Below are 17,419 nucleotides of genomic sequence, written 5' to 3'. Positions count from 1 at the left end.
TTAAAAATCTCTTTCTATCATAGCTTTCATAATATTTATTAACTCTTCGCTATTTTTTTCATCTTTTATAGATGAAATAGCTAGAAGCCCTGTCTGTTTTGCCTCTTTTATTGCATCATTTAAAGCATTTGTATTTTGCATTTGAATTTTTATCCAATTTAACTCATCTTCATTTAAAGATTTTTTATATAAAGATTTTAAATACTCTTTATCTTCAACTCTTTCATATAAATATAGATAAGGAATTGTTACTTTACCTTCAACAAAATCAAGCATTGCTGGTTTTCCAAGTGTTTTACTATCAGAAGTTATATCTAAAATATCATCAATCATTTGAAAAGCAAGTCCAAGATTTTTACCATATAATGCATATTTTTCACTATCAAGACCAGCTATTATTGCTGCACTTCTAGCACTTGCTTCTATTAAAGAGGCTGTTTTTTTATAGATCATTGTTAAGTATTTATCGTATGAGTTATTAAATGATTGCGTTAAATCAACATCCATCATCTCTCCAATACTTAGTTCAGTTACTGCATTTGAAACATAATATGCAACTTTTTTATCCATTTGTGATAGTTCTGTAAAAGCTCTTGAGTATAAAATATCTCCAAACATAATTGAAGTTTTATTATCATACAAAGCATTAATAGATGGTTTTCCTCTTCTTGTATCTGCTTCATCTATTACATCATCATGCAAAAGTGATGCTGCATGAATCATCTCCACAACTGCACAAAGCTTTATAGTTTCACTATTAATCCCAGCAATTTTAAGTATAAGTTTACTTCTTAACATCTTTCCAGTTGCTAATTTTTCTAATAAATCCAAAGCCTTTGGATAAGAGCAAACTTCTAAAAATACTTTTATCTGATTTTTTACTTCTTCTAAAACTTCCATTTAACTATCCAATCTACTAATAATATCTCCAGAAACTTCCATATAAAGCCCTTTTTTAGCAGAGTTAACTTCTGAGAGATTATCTAATTTAAACTCATTTATATATGAGTTTATATCAAAATCTTCATCTTTATCTTTGCTTACAATCAACTCTAAAATAGCAAGTTTTTCAAAAACTTTATCTATCTCATCTTCAACTAAATCTCTGTGAGTCTGCTCTAAAATATCAAAAAATTTTGATTTTGGGCTACCAAAAAATATATCATCTTCATCTTCAGTAAACCAATCTTTAAATTTACTCATTATTTGTTTTCCAATCGCACTCTAACACTTTTTGCGTGAGCTGTTAAACCTTCTGTATCTGCTAGAAGCGCACAAGGTTCACCTAAATCATTTATAGCTTTTCTTGAAAAACTAATAATTGAGCTTTTTTTAAGAAAATTCTCAACATTTAAAGGACTATAAAATCTAGCTGTTCCACCTGTTGGTAGAGTGTGATTTGGTCCTGCTATATAATCTCCAATTGGTTCAGGAGTATTTTCACCTAAGAAAATTGCTCCAGCGTGTTTTATAAAAGGAAGTAGTTCAAATGGATTTTTTGTCATAACTTCCAAGTGCTCAGGCGCTATCTTATTCATAAGTTCAACTGCTTCTTCCATATTTGAAGCAACAATTATAACACCTCGTTCATCTATTGATTTTTTAGCAATCTCATATCTGCTTAAATTTGCTAAAAAATTATCAACCTCTTTGCTTGTATTTTTTGCTAAATCTTCACAAGTAGTTATCAAAATTGAACTAGCCATCTCATCGTGTTCTGCTTGAGATAGTAAATCTATTGCAATATAGTTTGCTTTTGCATCACCATCTGCTAAAATCCCTATTTCACTAGGTCCTGCAATCATATCAATATTAACTTCACCAAAAACAAGCTTTTTAGCAGTTGCTACAAAGATATTTCCAGGTCCAGTTATCACATCTACTTTAGGAATTGTTTGTGTTCCATAAGCCATAGCTGCAATTGCACTTGCTCCTCCAACTTTATAAACTTTTGAAACATTACAAAGGTGACAAGCTGCAAGAAGTAGTTCATTTACTTCATTATTTGGAGTTGGTGTACAAACAACTATCTCTTTAACCCCAGCAACCAGTGCTGGAATTGCATTCATTAATAAAGAGCTTGGATATGCAGCTTTCCCTCCTGGTATATAAAGCCCAGCTTTGTCAACAGCAGTTACTTTTTGTCCCAAAATTGTCCCATTTTCTTCAAAATCTATCCATGATTTTGGAAGCTGTTTTTCGTGATATGATTTGATTCTTTCATATGCTGTGTGAAGTGATTTTTTTAAACTCTCATCTAAATTATCATAAGCTTTTTTCATATCTTTTTGAGAAATTAAAAGTTCATCATCACTTTTAACGCTCCATTTATCAAATTTTTCAATATGCTTTTTTAAAGCCTCATTGCCATCTTCAATAATCTCATCAATAATATTTGAAACTATTTTTGAAACACCTTTTATATCACTTTTTGCTCTTTGTAAAATATTTTCAAACTCAATATTAAAGTTTGAATCTTTTGTATTAATTATTTTCATTTTATCTGTCCTAAAATATCTATTACTATATCTTTTAAATCTCTATTTTCAACATCAATTACAATATCAGCAACTCTTTCATACTCTTTAACTCTTGTATCATAAAGCTTTAAAGCCTCTTTTTTATCTTGTAGAAGTGGTCGTTTTTTTAACTTGTTTTTTGCATTAGGAGCTTTTTTTATTCTTTTTAAAATTCCATCAAATGATGACTTAAGATATATTACAGTTCCTATATTTTTAAGATTTTCTTGCTTATAAAATCCACCACCAGTTGAAATAATAGTGTTATCAACACTATTTTCAAGCCACAAAGCAGTCTTTTTTTCTAAGTTTCTAAAAAAAGCTTCACCATCATTTGCAAAAATCTTTTTAATAGCTCTATTCTCCATACTCTCTATTAAATCATCTGTATCAATTGCGTACATTGAAGACTCTTTAACTAAGGCTCTTGCAACTGTGCCTTTTCCAACACCCATAAATCCAATTAGTATAATATTATTCTTTTTCATAGTCGAAGATTATATCTAAATATTGGTAAATTTATATCTATAACGCTCTATCATTGTCTCATTTCCAATTAAACCACCTTGATGAATATATAAAAAAACCCAATCATCTTTTTGTTTACAATTTTTCACATAATTTTCAAAAACAATCCAACCTAAACTATCATAAAGCAGATCAAACTCAATATTTGTCTGTTTTAAAAGCTCTAAATGTTTTAAATAAAACTCTTTATAAAGCTTTCCAAAATGGTATTTTTTATCTTTTTTTAAAATTGTTGGATGATTTTTATCTTCCAAAGCAAAAAACTGTTTTGTTAAATAATCATCATCTGCTACACATGAATTTGTAAGAACTTCAAATGGCAAATAGTGTTGCAAATATAAAGCTGTTGTTCCAGTACCACTTGGTAAAAATATTTTCAGTTTTTTAGCCTCTATATTTTGCTCTTTTGCCCAAATTTTTATCTCATTTGCTAAAATCTCTATTCCATATTTTGCCTCTTTTAAGGCTCCACCTTCTGCTATAAAAAGCTCATTTTCTTGAAAACTTGTAGGAACTTCACCAATAATTAAATTCATACCATTTTCTAAAGCTTTTTTATAATTTCCACTTGGATTTGTTTTTAAAAAATCTGGAATGTGTGATATATAATAATCAAATTTTAGATTTTTTAATTTGCATAAAACAGATAAAGAGTACATAGCATTTGATTGATTTGAGCCATGAGAAATAATTTTTTTTATACCTTTTAAATCACTATTTAAAAAGTAGTAAAATTTTCTAGCCTTATTTCCACTAAAATCACAATCAAGCTTGTCATCTCTTTTTACAAAATATTTTTGATTATTTAAAATAATTTCATCTATTGGTGAGTTTATATAGTTCATAAAAGTAATTCTATCATCAATTAACAAAAAATTTTGTACAATACAAGAAAAATGAAAAAGGCTATTTATGAACTTAATGGAGTATATTGATAAAGGTGGAGCAATTGTTTATATATTAATTTTTTTAAATATTATTGGTTTTACAATAATTATTTGGAAATTTACAACTCTTCCTCAAGTAAATAAAATTATCTCAAAAATCGCTCAAAATCTTGATTTAAATGGTTCAATTTCTGCACAAATTGAGTATGAGATTAAAAAGTTAGAATCTGGACTTACAATTATAAAAAATATTGCTATTGTAGCTCCACTTCTTGGACTTTTGGGAACTGTAATTGGAATTTACACATCTTTTGAAGATATTACACAAAAAGGTTTAGGAGATCCTACAATTTTTTCAGGTGGAATTGCCATTGCACTAATTACTACAATTGCTGGAATTATTGTTTCAATTCCTCATCAAATTGCATATAATCACTTCATATCTTTAGTTGATAAAATCGAAATAAAAGCAAAAAAAGAGCTAATAAAAGAGTCTAAATGAAAAGAAGAGAGCCTTTAGGACTTGATTTAACACCTATTATTGATGTTGTTTTTATTCTTTTAATCTTCTTTTTGGTTACAAGTGTTTTTAAAAAAGAGGAACTTGCACTCATGCTTGATTTGCCAAAAGCCAATGCAAAAGAGCTAGCGGTAAAAAAAGAGCAAATTTTTATAGAGCTTAGTGTTGATAAACTTGCTATTAAAGGTATTGAAGTATCTTTTGAATCTTTAGAGGATAATTTAAAAGCCATTGAAAATAAAAATGATGCAGTAATTGTGCGAATTGATAAAAAAGTACCTTATGAAAGAGTTGTAAAAGTTTTAGATTTGCTTCAAAAATATAGTTTGAATAATTTGGCTTTGGTTACGAATGAGGAGAAAAGATAACTAAAATTAGTTATCTTTTATTTATACAAATTTCTTGATTTTCTTTACATAATATATCAAGTTTTTCTTTAATATTTTTTGCCATTTCTTTGTTAGAAGATTTAGCACAAGATGTCCAATACTTATAAGATTTTTCTTTATCTACTTTTGTACCTTCACCTTTATAGTACATAATTCCTAAATTATAATAATTATGGCAAGAATCAACTTTTTTATATGTTTCAATAGCTTTTTTATAATCTTGTTTTACTCCAGTTCCATAATAATACATATCACCAAGATTTTGACTACTTTCAATAGATATATCTGATTTTTCATACCAATAAACTGCTTTTATATAATCTTGCTTTACACCCAAACCTTTTTGATACATTTCACCAATTTTACTTCTAGAATTGCTAATAATATATTTTTCACCAATATATCGATTTGCTATATCTTCAAAAATTTTAAATGCTTTTTCATAATTTTGTTTTACAATTTTTCCTTCAAAATAGACTTCACCCAATAGCTCTTTTGCTTTTAAATATCCGTCCTCTACTGATTTTTCAAGCCATTTTATAGCCTCAACATTATCTTGTTTTACACCTTTTCCATCTTTATAGAAAAAATACAACTCATATTGTGCTACAACATTACCTTTGCCTGCTTTCTCTTTAACTATCAAATACTCAGTATTATCAGCTTTATTAAACCATTTTAATGCTTCAGAAAAATCTTGTTTTACACCTTTTCCATTGTAATAAAAAATTGCTAAGTTTCTTTGAGCTCTAACATCACCCTTATTTGCTAACTCTTTAAGAATTTTAAAAGAATCTTCATAATTACCAGATTCATATTTAGATACAGCAACTTGATTTGTAGCACATGAACTTAATGTAAATATTAATAAAAAAATTAAAAATAAATTTCTCATTTTGTTTCCTTGTTTTAATTCTTATATTCTATCAATACAAATTTTAAATTTTGATTCAAAATAAAAAAAGCCCATATACATATGGGCTTTAATATTAAGATTTAACAAGAGATTAAAAAAATCCTAAAGCTTTTGTATTAAATGAAGTTAAAATATTTTTTGTATGTCTATAGTTATTTAACATCATCATATGAGTCTCTCTTCCAATTCCAGATTTCTTATACCCACCAAAAGAGGCATGAGCTGGATAAACATGATAACAATTTACCCAAATTCTTCCAGCTTGAATAGCTCTTGATACTCTATGAATTTGGTGTGCATCCCTTGACCAAACTCCAGCACCCAATCCATAAATAGTATCATTTGCAATTTCAATAGCCTCTTTCTCATCTTTAAAAGTAGTTACAGATAAAACAGGTCCAAAAATCTCCTCTTGGAAAATTCTCATTTTATTATGACCTTTATAAATCGTTGGCTCTATATAAAATCCATCTGGATTTATAGAAGAGTGATAAATATCTCCACCAACTAAACACTCTGCCCCATCCTCTTTTGCAATTTTTAGATATTTTGCAATTTTCTCTTTTTGGTTAAAAGAGTTTTGAGCACCCATTGTATTTTCTGTATCAAGAGGATTTCCAAGTTTTATAGCTTTTACTCTTTCAATTACTCTTTTCATAAATGGTTCATAAATTGACTCTTCAATTAAAGCTCTTGATGGACAAGTACAAACCTCTCCACTATTAAATGCAAATAGTACAAGCCCTTCAATTGCCTTATCAAAGAACTCATCATCAGCATCCATTATAGATTTAAAGAAGACATTTGGAGATTTTCCACCAAGTTCTAGAGTTGATGGAATTATATTTTCAGTTGCATATCTCATAATCTCTTGACCTGTACTTGTCTCTCCTGTAAATGCAACTTTTTTAACATCTCTATGAGTTACAAGATGTTTACCTATTTTCCCACCTGCTCCATTTACAACATTTATAACACCTTTTGGTAAAACATCTTTTATTAAATCTAAAAATAGAAGTATTGAAAGTGGAGTTGAACTAGCTGGTTTTAAAACAACACAATTTCCAGCAGCAATTGCAGGTGCTAGTTTCCAAGCTGCCATTAGAAGTGGAAAATTCCAAGGAATAATTTGAGCAACAACTCCATAAGGCTCATAAATCTCTTGAGATATAGTGTTCTCATCCAAATCAGAAATTGTCCCAGATTCAGCTCTTATAACAGATGCAAAATACCTAAAATGGTCAATAAACAGAGGTAAATCTGCATTTAAAGTCTCTCTTACAGCTTTTCCATTATCAAGTGTTTCAGCAACTGCCAAAGTCTCTAAATTTGCCTCTACTATATCTGCAATTTTGTTTAATAAAGCACTTCTTTGAGTTACAGATGTATGCTTAAACTCTTCAAAACCTTTTTTTGCAGCTTCAACTGCTAAATCAACATCTTTTTCATTTGATCTTGGGATTTTTGTATAAATTTTAATTAATTTTTGTTACTAAAATACACAATATTCTATTTAAAATTTATCTTTAATCTTATCTATTAGATTTTTTACAGAGTTTACAGATTTAGCAAATTCATCTTTTTCTTTGTTTGTAAGTTCAAGCTCTACAATTTTCTCAACACCATTTTTACCTAAAACAACAGGAACTCCAGTAACCACATTTGAGTAACCATACTCACCATTTAATAATACAGCACAAGGATAGATTGTTTTTTTATCTTTTAAAATAGATTCCAGCATCAAAAATGTAGATTGAGCTGGTGCAAAATATGCTGAACCTGTTTTTAAAAGTTCAACTATTTGAAGTCCACCTTTTCTTGTTTTTTCAACAATATCTTCAATCTCATTTTCATCTAAAAGCTCATCTAAAGCTATATTATCAACTTTTGTATGTTTTATAAGTGGTACCATATCATCTCCATGTCCACCTAAAACCATAGCTTCAATATCTTTGTTTCCTAGTTTCTCTTTTATAAAATATGACATCCTAGAGCTATCTAAAATTCCAGCCATTCCTAAAACTCTCTGTTTTGGAAAGTTTGAAGTTTTTAAAGCTTGATATACCATTGCATCAAGAGGATTTGAAACAACTATTAAAATAGAGTTTGGATTGTATTTTGCAATATTTTTAACAATAGAGTTCATAATATTAGCATTTGTAAATAGAAGATCATCTCTACTCATATCAGGTTTTCTAGCAATTCCAGCAGTAACCACTACAATATCACAATCTTTGAAATCTTCATCCAAAGAGATAGCTTTTATTGTAGTTTTTATATTTTTATAACTTATTGCTTGAGAGATATCCAAAGCAATAGCTTTGGTAAAATCTTCTCTAATATCTTTTAATAAAATCTCATCACAAAGCTCTTGAAATGCTAATTTATAGGCAATTGATGAACCAACATTTCCAACACCAACAATCCCAACTCTTCTTTTATTCAAAATATATCCTAAAAAAATTAGTTTTTATTAAGTGCTAATAGATCACTAAATGCAACTTCAAGTCTAGCTATCATAGCCTCTTGACCAGCTCTTAACCATTTTCTTGGGTCATAGTAGTTTTTATTTGGTTTATCTTCACCTTCAGGATTTCCAATTTGTCCTTGCAAATACCCTTTGTATTTTGCTTCATAAGCTCTAACTCCATCCCAAAATGCCCACTGTGTATCTGTATCAATATTCATTTTAATAACACCATACGAAATAGCATCTCTAATATCTTGAAGCTCTGAACCGCTTCCTCCGTGGAATACAAAATCAACAGGTTTTGAAGCTGTTTTAAACTTATCTTCAATATATTTTTGTGAATTATCTAGAATTTTTGGACTTAATACAACATTTCCTGGCTTATAAACTCCATGAACATTTCCAAAACTTGCAGCAATTGTAAAGTTCTCTCCAACTTTACTTAAACTCTCATAAGCAAATGCAACTTCACTTGGTTGTGTATATAAAAGTGAATTATCTACATTTGTATTATCAACTCCATCCTCTTCTCCACCTGTAATTCCAAGCTCTATTTCAATCATCATATCAAGTGTATCCATTTTCTTAAAATACTCAACACAAATTTCAATATTCTCTTCTAAACTCTCTTCACTTAAATCTAACATATGAGATGTAAATAGTGGTCTTTTTGTTTTTGCAAAATGCTCAATTCCAGCATCAAGTAAGCCATCAATCCAAGGAAGAAGTTTTTTTGCTGCATGGTCTGTATGTAAAATAACTGGTATTCCATAAGCTTTTGCCATAGTGTGAACATGATTTGCACCACTAATAGCTCCTAAAATAGCCGCATTGCTAGTTTTTAAACCTTTTCCTGCAAAAAAACCAGCTCCACCATTTGAAAATTGAATAATAACTGGCGATTTAACTTTTGCAGCAACTTCTAAAACAGCATTAATAGAGTCTGTTCCTACAACATTTACAGCTGGAATAGCAAATCCCTCTTTCTTTGCATAAGCAAATAGTTTTTTAGCTTCACTTCCAGTTAATACTCCAGCATTTACAACATCTAATACACCCATTCTTCTCATCCTTATTTAATTACTATTTTTGCTTTTTTTCTAAGATCTGAAACTAACTGTTCAATATCTTTATTTAATTTTTCACTCTTCATTATTCTTTCAATATTATCTTTAACTTCATCGTAACTTAACTCTTTTGAAGGAGTTTTATCAATTAAAAAAATCACATGATAACCAAACTCTGTTTTTACAGGAGTTTTTGAATAAGTTCCTTTTTTAAGAGCTTTAATTGCATTTGAGAAATCAGGAACCATATCATTTGCTGAAAACTTACCTAAGTATCCCTCATTTTGTCCTGCACCATCTTTTGATTTAGCTTTAGCCAGCTCTTTAAATTTTGCCTCTTTATTTACAGCTTTATCAAGCTCTTTTACAACATCTTTAGCATCTTTTTCACTATCAACTAAAATATGTCTAGCTTCAAAATTTTCAGGAATAATGAATTTCTCTTTGTTTTTGTTATAAAACTCTTTTTTCTCTTTTTCGCTAAATTTTATACTATCAACTTTCTGTTTTTGCCAAACTTGAAGAGCAACATCTTCTTTGATTCTATTCATAGCATCAATATATTCAGCATCTTTTTCAACACCACTATCTAAAGCATTTTTTGCAAGAAGTTTTCTATTAATTGCACCATCAATAATCTGTTTTTTCATCTCATCTGGAAGTTGATTAAAATCGACTCTTGGATCTTGTATTAAAAGATTTATATCTTGTTTTGTTATTTTATCCCCATTTACAGTTGCATAATAATCATTTGCTACTAAATTTGTAGCAAGAAAAAACAAAGATGCAGTAGTTAGCACTATTTTTTTCATTACATTCCTTTTATAGTTAATTTCAAATAAATGGTGCATTCTACTATATTTTCCTTTATTTTTATATTTTTAGTTTAAACTCTATTTAAAAAAACTTTTTTTTATGATATACTTCCGCAAAATTAAAATTAACTTAAGTTTAAGGATAGAAATGAGAATTTTGATTATTGAAGATGAAATAACATTAAATAGAACACTGCAAGAAGGATTAGTTGATTTTGGTTACCAAGTTGATAGCGCTGAAAACTACAAAGATGCTGAGTACTTTATTGATATTAGAAATTATGATTTAGTTTTAACAGACTGGATGCTACCTGATGGTGATGGTATTGAACTGTGTAAAATTGTTAAAAACAGAAGTTCAAGAACTGCTGTTGTAATTATCTCTGCAAGAGATGATAAAGAGAGTGAAATTGAAGCACTAAGATCAGGTGCTGATGATTTTATTAAAAAACCATTTGATTTTGATATTTTACTTGCTAGAATTGAAGCAAGATTAAGATTTGGTGGAACAAATATTATAGAAATTGATGATTTAATTATCAATCCTGATGAAGAAAAAATAGAATATGCTGGAGAAGAGATAGAGTTAAAAGGTAAACCTTTTGAAGTTTTAACTCACCTTGCACGTCATAGAGATCAAATTGTTTCAAAAGAGCAACTGCTTGATGCTATTTGGGAAGAGCCTGAGCTTGTAACTCCAAATGTTATTGAGGTTGCAATAAATCAAATTAGACAAAAAATGGATAAACCATTAAATATTTCAACTATTGAAACAATTAGAAGAAGAGGTTATAGATTTTGTTATCCAAACCAAGTTTCTGAGGAAAAATAGTATTTAAATTATGAAAATTAAGAGTATCTATAAACAGTTTTATACAAAACTAATTATAGCTACCTCTTTTTTTCTAATTATTCTCTCATTTATATTTTATGAATATGCAAAAAGCTCTTTTTATAGTAATATTGAAAAAAATCTTTTAAAGCAAGCTAAACATATTGAAAAATCTTACATATCTTTTGATAAATTTAAAAATATCTTTAATGAAACACAAAAGATTGAAGTAGTTTTTTTAGAAAATAATCAAAAAGATATTAAATTTATAAAATTTTTCCAAGATGATAAAACATTTGCAAAATTAATTTTTCCTATGAATGATGATGCATTTTTACAAATCACAAAAGATATAACTCTTGAAAGAGATATTTTAAATTCAATTATTTTTAAAAACTTCTTCTCTTTGGCAATTCCTGGTTTTATTTTAATGCTCATTTACTCTTTGGTAGTTGCTAAATCTCTTTTAAAACCTATTGTTGAAATAAATAAAAAATTATCAAATATGGATGAAAACTCTTTATCACAAATTGATACAAAAAATCTTCCAACAGAGTTTACAACACTTGCAAACTCTATAAACTCTTTAACAAATCGTATAGGTACATACCTTAAATTTAAAAAAGAGTTATACATAGGAATTGCGCATGAACTTAAAACTCCTCTTGCTGTTATGAAACTTAAAAATGAGCTTATGCTTAAAAAACCAAGAGAAAAAAGTGAATATGAAGATGCTATAAAATTAACTATTAGTGAAATAAATAGCATGAATATTATGATTAGCTCAATTTTAGATATTGGAAGAACTGAAGGCGCTCAATTTGAACAGTCAAAAAATATTGAGCTTGTATCTTTTATAAATAAAAAAGTTGAAGATTATAAGATGTTAGCTTTAAAAAAAGAGATAAATATGAGATTTATTACAAACACCTCTAGCTTTGAGCTAAATATTCAAGAGACTCTTTTTATGCAGATACTTCAAAATTTTGTACAAAATGCTATCAAATTTACTCCAAATGGAAAAAATATTGAAGTATATTTCAAAAAAATAGATAATACAATTATTTTAAGTGTAGTAGATGAAGGAGTTGGAATAGATGAAAAAATAGATGTTTTTGCTCCATTTAAAAAAGTTGGAGATAAAAGTGGAGTTGGATTAGGTCTTTATCTTGCAAAAATAGCTGCTGATGCTTTAAATGCTGAAATATCTATAAAAAATAGAAGTGATGGGAAGAGTGGAGCTATTGCTAAATTTGAATTAAAACTTATAACAATTGAGGATTAGAAAAATCTAATCCTATTCATAAATAGCTTTATGCTCTATTTTTGTACACTTATTTTGTACAACTTTTAATCCATTTTCAACTGCTTTTTGAGCCGCTTCATTATTTGCAAGTCCTAATTGAAACCAAACAGATTTTATATTTTTTGAATCTTTTAATCTAATAGCTTCATCAACAACTTTTGCTATTGCATCTGGTTTTCTAAAAATATCAACCATATCAATATCAAATGGAATCTCTTCTAAACTTCGATAAACTTTTTCTCCTAAAATCTCATCCTCTTTTGGATATATAGGAACTATCTTAAAACCTTTGCTTTGTAAATATGAAGCAACTCTAAAAGATGCCTTTTCACTATCTGGAGAAAGACCTACAATCGCAATTGTTTTAGTGTTATCAAAAATCTCTTTTATCTCATCTTTATTTGAATTAACAGTTGGAAATTCGCACTCCATTTTCACTCCTTTTTTAAGATTAATCTATACTATCTAATTTTCTTTGAATATAACTTCTTACATCTTGTAAATTTATACTATCAACAAAATCATCAAATTTACACCCACTTGCATTTACATGCCCACCACCATTTGCTAACTTTGAAGCAAGTATTGCTACATCAACTTTTCCATCAGCTCTAAAAGATGCATTTCCTTTTTTATTTATATCTATAAAAAAATCATAATCCCTATTTGCTCTTAAAAAACTATTTGCCGGAATAGATATTCCTCCCAAACAGTAAGTCATAAGACCTTTATGCTCTTTATAAAAAATAGTTAAATCCTCTTTTATATTATCAAGAGATTTTACTAAATAGTTTGCACTTAAGTTATCTAAAGTATCATCAACACTCTCTTTTAAAAACTCTTTTTTTATCTTATGAATTTCATTATCAAAGATTATATGTCTATTTTCTAAATTTAGATATTCAACTGCTTTTTCAAGCAGATAAAATTTGTACTCTCTATCTAAAGAGCTAAAAAGTATAGAGTTTATCTCTCTTGCTTTTGAAATTGAACTCATTAAAACTTTACCAAACTCAAAATTATCTCTTTGTTTTTCAAGCCAAATATCAACAGCATTTATAGTATCAACCAACTCTTTATAAGAAGATATAGCTTTATCAAAATTTTCAAACAAATAGTCATACACTATTTTTGTAGCACATCTTTTATCATCCAAATAATACCAAGAGTATTTTTCTGAACTCTTTTTACCAGTTATATGGTGATCTAATAGCTGTAAAGTTATATCAAAACCACTATTTTTTAAACTATTTATCTCACTATCAAGCTCAAAGCTCTCATCTTGTGTTAAATTCAAATCACTTATTATAAAAAGTAATTTATCATCTTTATAATTTTTTATATCACTAATTGCCTGCTTTAATGCTTGTTTTACTTCCAAACCATAATTTGCATTATAAAAAGTAGCATTTTTAAAAAGTTTATTTGTTAAAAATTGACAACCATAACCATCTAAATCTGTATGTGAAATATGAAAAAGTCTCATAATATATCTTTCAAAGTAAGTTGAGATAAAAAATCATTTACTTTAAATTGTAAATTATTTAATAAAGGCCAAATAAAACACAATTTTGCTTTATTATTTGGACAAGATGTTATAGATTCAGAACACTCAAAAACAGCTGGATTTCTCTCTTCTGCTGATACAACTATCTCTAAAATTGTAAGCTCATCTATTGATTTATTAAGTGTAAAACCACCATTTACACCTCTGTGAGAAGTCACTAATCCATCTTTTGCTAAACTTTGCATAATTTTTGCCAAAAATGATTTTGAAATCTCTAACTCTTTTGATAAAAAATCAACATTTATAGGCTCTTCTTGTTTTGAGATATAAATTAGTGATAATAAAGCATATTCACTCTTTTTTGTTAATAACATTTTAAATCCATTTCAATTTTTGATTATATTGTACAAAAGATATTATTAAAAAGAGTGGATATAAAAAAAGGGAAGAGCAAAAACTCTTCCCTTTTTAAAAATTAAGCTAAAAAACTATTTTGCTCTAATTCCTAAGTTTTCAACTAATGCTGTAAATCTAGCATAATCTGTTCTTTTTAAGTATGCTAAAAGTTTTTTTCTTTTTCCAACCATTTTTAAAAGACCTAATCTTGAAGAGTGATCTTTTTTAAACACTTTTAAATGCTCAGTTAAGATTTTCACTTGCTCTGTTAATAGTGCAATTTGAACCTCAGCAGAACCTGTATCATTCTCTTTTCTTCCGTATTTTGCAATAATACTTGCTTTTACTTCCTGATCTAAAGCCATTTTGACCTCCTAATAGGTATATGTTAATTTAATCTATTTTTAAAATAGGGGCGAATTGTATAAAAAATTTGCTTTAATTTTACTTATCCACCTGTCTCATAAAATGCTCTACTTGAAATTTCATTATCACTTTTTGTTGACCATCTATTTTTTTCAGGTTTATTTTGTAAAACTTTTTTTAATATTTCACTTGCTTTTTCTATATCATTTGCTCTAACTGCATCTTTTATACTCATAGCATCTTCAAAATATAAGCAAGGTATTAAAAAGCCTTCAGCTGTTAATCTAATACGATTACAAGAGGCACAAAAATCATCTTTATGAGGCTCAATTATTCCAAACTCATATCCATCTTCTAATTTATAGTATTGAGCTGGAGAGCTTGTATCTCTTGCTACTTTTTCAATATTTTTATATTTTGTTTTTATAATCTCTAAAATCTCATCAGAGTTTAGACCCTTTGCGCTATTTTTTGCAAATGAGTTCTCCATAAACTCAATAAATCTAACAGTAAAACCCTCTTTTTTACAAAAATCTAAAATATCTAAAATATCAATATCATTAATACCTTTTAGTGGAACGCAATTTATTTTAACTTTAAGTCCAAGCTCTTTTGCTTTTGAAATTCCCTCTAAAACTCTTTGTAAAACATCTTTTTGAGCAATTTTTGAAGCTCTATCTTTATTTAAGCTATCCAAAGAGATATTAATTCTTTTTAGTCCAGCATCTTTTAATTTTTGTGCCATTTGAGAAAGTAGATAACCATTTGTTGTAAGAGCTAAATCTATATCTTTTTTATAATCACTAATCATTTTTATAAATTTATCTAAATCATCTCTTAAAAGTGGCTCTCCTCCAGTGATTCTTACCTTTTTTATTCCCTCATCAATACCTATTTTTATAAACTTAAACATATCTTCATATGATAATAAATTCTCTTTTGGAACCCAAGAGAATGGTTTTTCTGGCATACAATAGTGACATCTAAAGTTACATCTTTCAGTAACTGAAACTCTTAAATAATCGTGTTTTCTTCCAAATTTATCAATTAACATACAAAACCTTATTTTTTTTATTAAATATTCTATCTTCTTAAAATATAATACTCTTTGACTTTTATCAATACTTTTAATTTTAATTATTCAAAAACTTAAATAATTTAATTAATATTTTTACAAGCATAATATACAATCACTTAAACAAAACATTTGAGGGATTTTTATGACACTTTTTGAAAGCCTTGGAAATTTAAGCTTTTTTAAAAACTTAGATGAAAAAAATCTTGAACTTTTATCATCTTTCTCTTTTATATCAAAATATAAAAAAGAGTCTATTCTTTTTTATGAAACTGATTTAAATAACAATATTATTTTTTTGGTTTCTGGAATGATAAAAGTTTATAAATATGATAAATTTGATAATGAAATTTTTCTATATCATATCTATGAAGACTCTTTAGTGAGTGAACTAAGCTCTATAAGTAACACTGAAATAAACTGTTTTTCTAATGCATCTTTTGTTGAGGATTCAATAGTACTATTTATTAATTTCAAAAAATTAAAAGAGCATTTTTTTGATAAAAATTTATTAGTAAATGAGTTAGTAGAAGCTCTTTTTAAAAAAAATCATAAACTTCAATGTTTAATAAATAGAGAGCTTGTATTTGATGCAACTGCAAAAGTTGCATTCATGATATCTAGCGATTTAAAAATGTTTAATAGCTTAAAAAGACAAGATGTGAGTTTTATGTTACACATTCAACCTGAAACTCTCTCTAGAGTTTTAAAGAAGTTATCAAGAGATGGAATTATTGAAATAGAGAATCAAAAAATAGAGATTAAAGATAAAATAGCATTAAATTCAATTTTTAAAGGAGTAGGAGAATGAAAAAAAATAGTATTAGCACAAAAATAAAGATTATTGGAATCTTATTTACACTTTTATTGCTAAGTATTGTTACTACCACAATATATTTAAATGATAAAAATCACAAAGATGCAACAATTATAAATATAGCTGGTAAACAAAGAATGCTTTCTCAAAATATTTCAAAAAATATCTTCTACTTAAATCAAAACAAAACTGCTTCAAAAGATGAACTAAACAGTAGTATTAAAGAGTTTATATACAATTTAAATAGCTTAAAAGGAGAGAATAGTCTAAAAAAAATTCCAACATTTCAAATAGAGAATCAACTACTTAAAGTTGAATTTTTATGGAATGATTTTTATAAAAATATAGAACAATTTAAATCTTTGTTGCAAAAAAATAAAGAAGATATAGAGCTAAAAAAGATTGTTGATTTAATATACTCAAAAAATATAAAATTATTAAACGAGATAGATGCTTTAGTATCTTTATATACAATTAATAGTGAAAAAAAAGTTAATTTTTTAAAAAATACTCAATATTTTTTTGCAATTTTAATTATCTTTCTAATACTTTATAGCTTTTTAGAATTAAAAAATATGAAAAAAAATGCATTAAAGTTTATTAAAGAGTCTAAAAAAGCGATGGAGCAAAATTTTGCAAATCCTTTAAAACCAATAGAGATTGAGGCTGAAAATGAGTTTGTTGATGCTAGCAATGTATTAAATAATTTTTTAAAAAAGATAAATAGTGCAATAATTGATTCAAACAGTGCATTAGAGCAATCTAAAAATGCCTCAGTTAAACTTGAAGAGATCACAAATGAGTTTGATGAAATTATAAATGAGTTACAAAATAAAAGTGAGATATCTCTTCAACTAAACAGAAGTGAAGATATTGCTATAGAGACTCAAGAGCAACTTTTGCACTCTGCAAAAAGATTAGCCGAACTAAAAAATGAACTTGAAAAAATAATATTATTTTGTGAAAAAAGAGTTAAAAATTAACTCTTTTTTATAAATATCTCTTTAAA

At 27.4% G+C, this 17,419-nt stretch carries 21 protein-coding genes; 6 read left to right on the top strand and 15 right to left on the bottom strand.

The features are described from left to right. The 5 genes from ASKIR_RS01830 to ASKIR_RS01810 are packed head-to-tail and all read right to left on the bottom strand — an operon-like array spanning window position 1 to window position 3,892. Window positions 1-900: a polyprenyl synthetase family protein gene (locus ASKIR_RS01830; protein ID WP_115588401.1), complete on the bottom strand. Its 900-nt coding sequence runs from the start codon at window positions 898-900 to the stop codon at window positions 1-3. Continuing rightward, a complete protein-coding gene (locus ASKIR_RS01825) occupies window positions 901-1,203 on the bottom strand; it encodes a DUF2018 family protein (protein WP_066355188.1) in 303 nt (100 codons plus the stop codon). After that, entirely contained in the window at window positions 1,203-2,498 is a 1,296-nt protein-coding gene (gene hisD / locus ASKIR_RS01820; RefSeq protein ID WP_115588400.1) for a histidinol dehydrogenase, read from the bottom strand. Before hisD ends, ASKIR_RS01825 begins: the two co-directional genes overlap by 1 nt. Then, the gene (locus ASKIR_RS01815) at window positions 2,495-3,007 is read right to left on the bottom strand and encodes a shikimate kinase (protein ID WP_082946466.1); all 513 of its coding nucleotides are present in this window, start codon (window positions 3,005-3,007) and stop codon (window positions 2,495-2,497) included. The genes hisD and ASKIR_RS01815 overlap by 4 nt, the downstream gene beginning before the upstream one ends. Before the next feature lie 15 nt (window positions 3,008-3,022). Beyond that, window positions 3,023-3,892: a 1-aminocyclopropane-1-carboxylate deaminase gene (locus tag ASKIR_RS01810; protein WP_115588399.1), complete on the bottom strand. Its 870-nt coding sequence runs from the start codon at window positions 3,890-3,892 to the stop codon at window positions 3,023-3,025. 67 nt (window positions 3,893-3,959) lie between these two features. On the opposite strand from ASKIR_RS01810, the gene ASKIR_RS01805 reads away from it, so the two are divergent. Next, window positions 3,960-4,436: a MotA/TolQ/ExbB proton channel family protein gene (locus tag ASKIR_RS01805; RefSeq protein ID WP_066355196.1), complete on the top strand. Its 477-nt coding sequence runs from the start codon at window positions 3,960-3,962 to the stop codon at window positions 4,434-4,436. Next, complete coding sequence (locus tag ASKIR_RS01800) at window positions 4,433-4,822, top strand: ExbD/TolR family protein (protein WP_066352571.1); 390 nt, start codon at window positions 4,433-4,435, stop codon at window positions 4,820-4,822. The genes ASKIR_RS01805 and ASKIR_RS01800 overlap by 4 nt, the downstream gene beginning before the upstream one ends. A gap of 10 nt (window positions 4,823-4,832) precedes the next feature. Here the strand turns inward: ASKIR_RS01800 and ASKIR_RS01795 are convergent, their stop codons facing one another. The 5 genes from ASKIR_RS01795 to ASKIR_RS01775 form a co-directional block, all read right to left on the bottom strand. After that, complete coding sequence (locus ASKIR_RS01795; RefSeq protein ID WP_115588398.1) at window positions 4,833-5,738, bottom strand: SEL1-like repeat protein; 906 nt, start codon at window positions 5,736-5,738, stop codon at window positions 4,833-4,835. A gap of 112 nt (window positions 5,739-5,850) precedes the next feature. Further along, window positions 5,851-7,221, bottom strand: a complete 1,371-nt coding sequence (locus ASKIR_RS01790) for an aldehyde dehydrogenase family protein (protein ID WP_272865747.1) — start codon at window positions 7,219-7,221, stop codon at window positions 5,851-5,853. A 51-nt stretch (window positions 7,222-7,272) separates the two neighbouring features. Continuing rightward, complete coding sequence (locus ASKIR_RS01785; protein WP_115588396.1) at window positions 7,273-8,205, bottom strand: malate dehydrogenase; 933 nt, start codon at window positions 8,203-8,205, stop codon at window positions 7,273-7,275. A 17-nt stretch (window positions 8,206-8,222) separates the two neighbouring features. Further along, window positions 8,223-9,290 carry a class II fructose-bisphosphate aldolase gene (fbaA, locus tag ASKIR_RS01780; RefSeq protein ID WP_115588395.1) on the bottom strand — a complete coding sequence of 356 codons (1,068 nt, stop codon included), beginning with the start codon at window positions 9,288-9,290 and terminating at the stop codon, window positions 8,223-8,225. Between the two features lie 11 nt (window positions 9,291-9,301). Further along, window positions 9,302-10,108 carry a peptidylprolyl isomerase gene (locus ASKIR_RS01775; protein ID WP_066162586.1) on the bottom strand — a complete coding sequence of 269 codons (807 nt, stop codon included), beginning with the start codon at window positions 10,106-10,108 and terminating at the stop codon, window positions 9,302-9,304. A 151-nt stretch (window positions 10,109-10,259) separates the two neighbouring features. Between ASKIR_RS01775 and hsrA the strand changes: the two genes are divergently transcribed. Together hsrA and ASKIR_RS01765 are read left to right on the top strand one after the other, a co-directional pair. Beyond that, a complete protein-coding gene (gene hsrA / locus ASKIR_RS01770; RefSeq protein WP_066162590.1) occupies window positions 10,260-10,943 on the top strand; it encodes a homeostatic response regulator transcription factor HsrA in 684 nt (227 codons plus the stop codon). A 10-nt stretch (window positions 10,944-10,953) separates the two neighbouring features. Beyond that, window positions 10,954-12,228 (top strand): sensor histidine kinase, encoded by a 1,275-nt coding sequence (locus tag ASKIR_RS01765; protein ID WP_066162593.1) that lies wholly within the window; start codon window positions 10,954-10,956, stop codon window positions 12,226-12,228. Window positions 12,229-12,240: 12 nt separating this feature from the next. On the opposite strand, the gene ASKIR_RS01760 is transcribed toward ASKIR_RS01765, so the two are convergent. From ASKIR_RS01760 to moaA, 5 genes are all read right to left on the bottom strand, one after another. After that, window positions 12,241-12,681, bottom strand: a complete 441-nt coding sequence (locus tag ASKIR_RS01760; RefSeq protein WP_066162596.1) for a CoA-binding protein — start codon at window positions 12,679-12,681, stop codon at window positions 12,241-12,243. 19 nt (window positions 12,682-12,700) lie between these two features. Continuing rightward, on the bottom strand, window positions 12,701-13,735 hold the full coding sequence (locus ASKIR_RS01755; RefSeq protein ID WP_115588394.1) for a DHH family phosphoesterase: 1,035 nt from the start codon (window positions 13,733-13,735) through the stop codon (window positions 12,701-12,703). Then, entirely contained in the window at window positions 13,732-14,130 is a 399-nt protein-coding gene (locus ASKIR_RS01750) for an RrF2 family transcriptional regulator (protein ID WP_066162601.1), read from the bottom strand. The genes ASKIR_RS01755 and ASKIR_RS01750 overlap by 4 nt, the downstream gene beginning before the upstream one ends. A gap of 114 nt (window positions 14,131-14,244) precedes the next feature. Continuing rightward, the gene (gene rpsO / locus ASKIR_RS01745) at window positions 14,245-14,517 is read right to left on the bottom strand and encodes a 30S ribosomal protein S15 (protein WP_066352599.1); all 273 of its coding nucleotides are present in this window, start codon (window positions 14,515-14,517) and stop codon (window positions 14,245-14,247) included. An 83-nt stretch (window positions 14,518-14,600) separates the two neighbouring features. Further along, entirely contained in the window at window positions 14,601-15,572 is a 972-nt protein-coding gene (gene moaA, locus ASKIR_RS01740) for a GTP 3',8-cyclase MoaA (RefSeq protein WP_066162607.1), read from the bottom strand. A gap of 166 nt (window positions 15,573-15,738) precedes the next feature. Between moaA and ASKIR_RS01735 the strand changes: the two genes are divergently transcribed. Together ASKIR_RS01735 and ASKIR_RS01730 are read left to right on the top strand one after the other, a co-directional pair. Next, window positions 15,739-16,404 (top strand): Crp/Fnr family transcriptional regulator, encoded by a 666-nt coding sequence (locus ASKIR_RS01735; protein ID WP_066352602.1) that lies wholly within the window; start codon window positions 15,739-15,741, stop codon window positions 16,402-16,404. Further along, a complete protein-coding gene (locus ASKIR_RS01730) occupies window positions 16,401-17,393 on the top strand; it encodes a type IV pili methyl-accepting chemotaxis transducer N-terminal domain-containing protein (protein WP_115588393.1) in 993 nt (330 codons plus the stop codon). Before ASKIR_RS01735 ends, ASKIR_RS01730 begins: the two co-directional genes overlap by 4 nt. The last annotated feature ends 26 nt before the right edge of the window (window positions 17,394-17,419 follow it).

It is taken from the genome of Aliarcobacter skirrowii CCUG 10374 (assembly GCF_003544835.1).
Taxonomy (GTDB): Bacteria; Campylobacterota; Campylobacteria; order Campylobacterales; family Arcobacteraceae; genus Aliarcobacter; species Aliarcobacter skirrowii.
The sequence above is the reverse complement of the archived record's forward strand: the minus strand, read 5'-3'. Positions and strand labels throughout refer to the sequence as shown.

What these genes read in the sequence shown, in the direction of transcription:
- ASKIR_RS01830 (WP_115588401.1), bottom strand. Translation starts at nt 900, where the DNA reads ATGGAAGTTTTAGAAGAAGTAAAAAATCAGATAAAAGTATTTTTAGAA.
- ASKIR_RS01765 (WP_066162593.1), top strand. Translation starts at nt 10,954, where the DNA reads ATGAAAATTAAGAGTATCTATAAACAGTTTTATACAAAACTAATTATA.
- ASKIR_RS01760 (WP_066162596.1), bottom strand. Translation starts at nt 12,681, where the DNA reads ATGGAGTGCGAATTTCCAACTGTTAATTCAAATAAAGATGAGATAAAA.
- ASKIR_RS01775 (WP_066162586.1), bottom strand. Translation starts at nt 10,108, where the DNA reads ATGAAAAAAATAGTGCTAACTACTGCATCTTTGTTTTTTCTTGCTACA.
- ASKIR_RS01750 (WP_066162601.1), bottom strand. Translation starts at nt 14,130, where the DNA reads ATGTTATTAACAAAAAAGAGTGAATATGCTTTATTATCACTAATTTAT.
- fbaA (WP_115588395.1), bottom strand. Translation starts at nt 9,290, where the DNA reads ATGGGTGTATTAGATGTTGTAAATGCTGGAGTATTAACTGGAAGTGAA.
- ASKIR_RS01755 (WP_115588394.1), bottom strand. Translation starts at nt 13,735, where the DNA reads ATGAGACTTTTTCATATTTCACATACAGATTTAGATGGTTATGGTTGT.
- rpsO (WP_066352599.1), bottom strand. Translation starts at nt 14,517, where the DNA reads ATGGCTTTAGATCAGGAAGTAAAAGCAAGTATTATTGCAAAATACGGA.
- moaA (WP_066162607.1), bottom strand. Translation starts at nt 15,572, where the DNA reads ATGTTAATTGATAAATTTGGAAGAAAACACGATTATTTAAGAGTTTCA.
- ASKIR_RS01800 (WP_066352571.1), top strand. Translation starts at nt 4,433, where the DNA reads ATGAAAAGAAGAGAGCCTTTAGGACTTGATTTAACACCTATTATTGAT.
- ASKIR_RS01730 (WP_115588393.1), top strand. Translation starts at nt 16,401, where the DNA reads ATGAAAAAAAATAGTATTAGCACAAAAATAAAGATTATTGGAATCTTA.
- ASKIR_RS01825 (WP_066355188.1), bottom strand. Translation starts at nt 1,203, where the DNA reads ATGAGTAAATTTAAAGATTGGTTTACTGAAGATGAAGATGATATATTT.
- ASKIR_RS01805 (WP_066355196.1), top strand. Translation starts at nt 3,960, where the DNA reads ATGAACTTAATGGAGTATATTGATAAAGGTGGAGCAATTGTTTATATA.
- ASKIR_RS01795 (WP_115588398.1), bottom strand. Translation starts at nt 5,738, where the DNA reads ATGAGAAATTTATTTTTAATTTTTTTATTAATATTTACATTAAGTTCA.
- ASKIR_RS01735 (WP_066352602.1), top strand. Translation starts at nt 15,739, where the DNA reads ATGACACTTTTTGAAAGCCTTGGAAATTTAAGCTTTTTTAAAAACTTA.
- hsrA (WP_066162590.1), top strand. Translation starts at nt 10,260, where the DNA reads ATGAGAATTTTGATTATTGAAGATGAAATAACATTAAATAGAACACTG.
- ASKIR_RS01815 (WP_082946466.1), bottom strand. Translation starts at nt 3,007, where the DNA reads ATGAAAAAGAATAATATTATACTAATTGGATTTATGGGTGTTGGAAAA.
- hisD (WP_115588400.1), bottom strand. Translation starts at nt 2,498, where the DNA reads ATGAAAATAATTAATACAAAAGATTCAAACTTTAATATTGAGTTTGAA.
- ASKIR_RS01810 (WP_115588399.1), bottom strand. Translation starts at nt 3,892, where the DNA reads ATGAACTATATAAACTCACCAATAGATGAAATTATTTTAAATAATCAA.